Here is a 513-nt window from a genome sequence, read left to right as displayed (position 1 = left end):
CGGTGAATACGTTCCCGGGCCTTGTACACACCGCCCGTCACACCATGGGAGTGGGCTGCAAAAGAAGTGGGTAGCTTAACCTTCGGGGGGGCGCTCACCACTTTGTGGTTCATGACTGGGGTGAAGTCGTAACAAGGTAGCCCTAGGGGAACCTGGGGCTGGATCACCTCCTTACCTATACGACTAACTTAATGTTTGTTGAGTGTTCACACAGATTGCTTGTTTAGCTTCTCTCACGAGAAGTCAGAGCGAAACATCCCTCTTGCAGGTAGATGTTGTTCTTTAACAATTTGGAAAGCTGATAGTATTTAATTGCATGAGTCTGTCATGTGATTAATTACAAAACGTTTAATGCGCAAGCATTGAACATGAGTTCTCAAACACTTTATTAAGTGTCTTGAATATTCAATAGTAAATTATTCTTTATTGAATAGTTTACGTCTAAGGCGCGTCCACTTCTTTGGTCAGAAGTGAGACAAGTAAAACCAAGCTGGTCGCAATGCGGCGCAGGTG

1 rRNA gene is annotated in these 513 nt (G+C 44.6%); it reads left to right on the top strand.

From position 1 onward, the window contains the following. Positions 1-174 (top strand): 16S ribosomal RNA (locus L5M38_RS24435); the annotation flags it as partial. Positions 175-513 lie beyond the last annotated feature (339 nt).

It is taken from the genome of Shewanella sp. SM101 (genome assembly GCF_025654465.1).
Classification (GTDB): Bacteria; Pseudomonadota; Gammaproteobacteria; order Enterobacterales; family Shewanellaceae; genus Shewanella; species Shewanella oncorhynchi.
The sequence above is the reverse complement of the archived record's forward strand: the minus strand, read 5'-3'. Positions and strand labels throughout refer to the sequence as shown.